This window comes from Vibrio sp. 10N.286.48.B8, assembly GCF_003050085.1.
Classification (GTDB): Bacteria; Pseudomonadota; Gammaproteobacteria; order Enterobacterales; family Vibrionaceae; genus Vibrio; species Vibrio crassostreae.
The window spans coordinates 1-2,834 of sequence record NZ_PIGD01000048.1 but is presented as its reverse complement, the minus strand read 5'-3'; the positions used below and the strand labels follow the sequence as shown (position 1 = coordinate 2,834).

The 2,834-nt window shown below is 39.3% G+C and carries 4 protein-coding genes; all 4 read right to left on the bottom strand.

What is annotated here, in order from left to right; genetic code table 11:
- Positions 1-544: 544 nt before the first annotated feature.
- The 4 genes from CWO08_RS23660 to CWO08_RS23640 all read right to left on the bottom strand — a co-directional run bounded on the left by CWO08_RS23660 (position 545) and on the right by CWO08_RS23640 (position 2,612).
- The gene (locus tag CWO08_RS23660) at positions 545-808 is read right to left on the bottom strand and encodes a hypothetical protein (protein ID WP_108021221.1); all 264 of its coding nucleotides are present in this window, start codon (positions 806-808) and stop codon (positions 545-547) included.
- Between the two features lie 141 nt (positions 809-949).
- Complete coding sequence (locus CWO08_RS23650) at positions 950-1,381, bottom strand: hypothetical protein (RefSeq protein WP_102495823.1); 432 nt, start codon at positions 1,379-1,381, stop codon at positions 950-952.
- A 141-nt stretch (positions 1,382-1,522) separates the two neighbouring features.
- Positions 1,523-1,948 carry a hypothetical protein gene (locus CWO08_RS23645; RefSeq protein ID WP_108021219.1) on the bottom strand — a complete coding sequence of 142 codons (426 nt, stop codon included), beginning with the start codon at positions 1,946-1,948 and terminating at the stop codon, positions 1,523-1,525.
- A 136-nt stretch (positions 1,949-2,084) separates the two neighbouring features.
- On the bottom strand, positions 2,085-2,612 hold the full coding sequence (locus CWO08_RS23640) for a hypothetical protein (RefSeq protein ID WP_108021218.1): 528 nt from the start codon (positions 2,610-2,612) through the stop codon (positions 2,085-2,087).
- Between the last annotated feature and the right edge of the window lie 222 nt (positions 2,613-2,834).

The window sequence follows — 2,834 nt, the reverse complement described above, 5'->3', positions numbered from 1 at the left end:
TAGGACGGCAATATAGCTTCGGCTGTATTGAACCACGAGCATAGACTGAAGACAGGTGCTACGACGGAACAAGTAAGGTAGGCTCTACTCATCAAACGATGAGCAATCCACGTATATCATCATGAGAACCGACGACATTACTTGCTTCATCTATGCGGTAACACTATCCCAAAATGAACAAAGGCTCTGAAATGAGGGAGCAGAAACTTCTACGTTTTTAATTGACAGTGGGGGTCATATCAACGCCTTGTTAAGGTGTGAGGCACGCAATACCCAAGCTTCTGCATAGCACCTTAATCACTAAAACCAACGCTTAGTAAAAATGCCACGCGTGCCGAATCACTCTTGAACAATTTGTTAGCTGCGTAGCCAAATTGAAATATGTTCAAGACCAAACAATACTGGTGAGCCATAGCTCCACATTATTGCTCCAATAATAGCGTATGATAGTGCTAACTTATGAAAGTAACCTTTATACTTTTCATACCTAACAAATACTTGAAAAACGTCTGGGGTAAACTTCATTGATGCACTGTTAATAATATTATCTACAGTTTTTTAATCGGAATTCTACGAGCATTCCACACACGCCTACTAACGCGCCTGAACGTTCAAACCAGCCACCAATTGACTCTTGTTCTGGTTTTAGAAAGTCTATTGTGTTCATAAGAACGACGATTGTAGCTAAACCTATTAGCCAAATAGCACAAAACCATAAGTTCATTTTTAAAGGCTTTGTATAACTATTAAAAATCGTATCGAAGTCTTTATGCTCTCGACTGATAAAAACTGGGAGTTGTGGTCTCATACTTCTCCTTTTTCTCATAGCAGCTAACGCCGCGTTAAGGTGTGAGGCACGCAATACCGAAGCCTTCGCATACCACCTTAACCACTAAACCTGACGCATGGTAAAAATACCACGCGTGCCGAATCACTCTTAAACAATTTGTTAGCAGGACATTACGCAAGTAGCCGATGCTTCATTGACATAACTATAACCTTCGATAGTGACTGTAATCTGCTCTAAACCAAAAACTGACTCTGAAGTTATTACTATAGGGAAGTTTAGTCTTATCAAGTCATTATGATTGGGCTTCGTAATGCCAAACCAAAAGCCTACGGTTTTGCCATTTACGAACATATTGGGTTGAGAATGTTCGACTTCAGCTAATCCGTAATGAATGAAACCAATAAACTCATTACCATTCGCATCGACGAATTTCGCCCTGACAATGATGTTAGAGTTGGGGTCTAGTGCATCATCTTGACTAGCTTGACAAATGACAGTCTCATCATGACTATCATCTTTCCATGAGGGAAACTGCCATACTGCATAGTCTTGTATATCTTGGGGAGTTATTTCCCATATTTGCTTAGCCATGTTACTCCTGTACTGCTAACGCCCAATTAAGTAGCTGACAACGCTACCAAATACACTCAAATCCACCACCGTAATCACTGAAGCTAAACCGAGTTGAAAATGCCACGCGTTGGCAGTCTGCTTGAATTGCTTGTTATGTGTTTACTCAAAGTAACCCTCGGAAGCAATTGCAACCGATTGAAAGTACAACCCTTCACCTTCTTCTAAGTCAGGAAGAGTTGGACGCCAGAAAGATAACTGAAGCTCTTTAAATACGTAGCTATAGCCTAACTCTGGATCAGAATAATCATAGTTACCTTCTAGCTGAATTCGTTCGAGCACATTAGTTGCTAATGTCCTATGTACGTCCAACCCAAGCAATGTCGTTGAAAACAACTCTGACGCAGCGGCTTCAATGAATTCAACTCTTCCTTCATTATCAAAATCTACCATGAGACCGTCTAAAAAATGATGGCGATGACCATAGATGCAATCAGGAGCTCCGATAACATTGCTCACTTCAGTTTCTGTCATACCGAACTTGACTGGACCGATTGAATTTCCTAGCTGAATTTCGAAAATTTCCATTTTTATCCTAAAAACACATAACGCCTGCATAACACGTTTGCTACCATGCAGACCTAGCTGAATTTTACTGCCTTAATCACTGAAACTAAAGGCAAACCTACAACGCCGAGTGTAGCAAATCGTGTTGATGCATTTGTTATGCCTGATATTCCGACAACTTCTTAATCCCAACTTTTGAACCTTTTACAAAGAATTTTTTTCCTAGCACATCTGTTAAATAGTATTTTCTAAACATAAAACCATCACTCTCTATAGAGTACAATTTTGTATAATCATCATGTTTAATACGATATTCATAGATTTCACCATCATTTAATCGAACCCCTACATCATGGACAAACCCACTTGAAAAAACCGAAGGAATACCATTCTCATCAAAAGCTATCGGCTCATCTTTCAGCGCCCATGAATTTGCAGATTTTCTTGAAATATAACCACAAAGATTTGAAAGAAAAATTGGCCTTTTCCCTGTATTTACAACATATATTCTCAAAAACGGCGGTGGATTATCACGGTTTTCAGATTGGTCTCTAGAGCAATCATAAACAACTTTACAGAAAACTTTTACTCGGCTTCTATCCCTATAAATCGAATATCCACTAACAAATAAACTAATACCTGAAATTAGCAAAGCCAACCAGGGTAAAACATTTTCAAAACTCATTAATTACCTCTTAAGGCATAGACATAATGACCCCCACGAAAGGTGCTAGCCTCCAATATCGTGGGTTAGCTTTAAGCCAGAGCCATAATTAGTGCGTCAAACAACTAAATTTGGAGGCTAGCATGAGTAAAGATAGCATAATTTTCATTGGCTTAGATACGCATAAGTCATTTATTCAAGTCGCTGTTTTACAAGAACATCGAGGGGCAAACCCACAACACC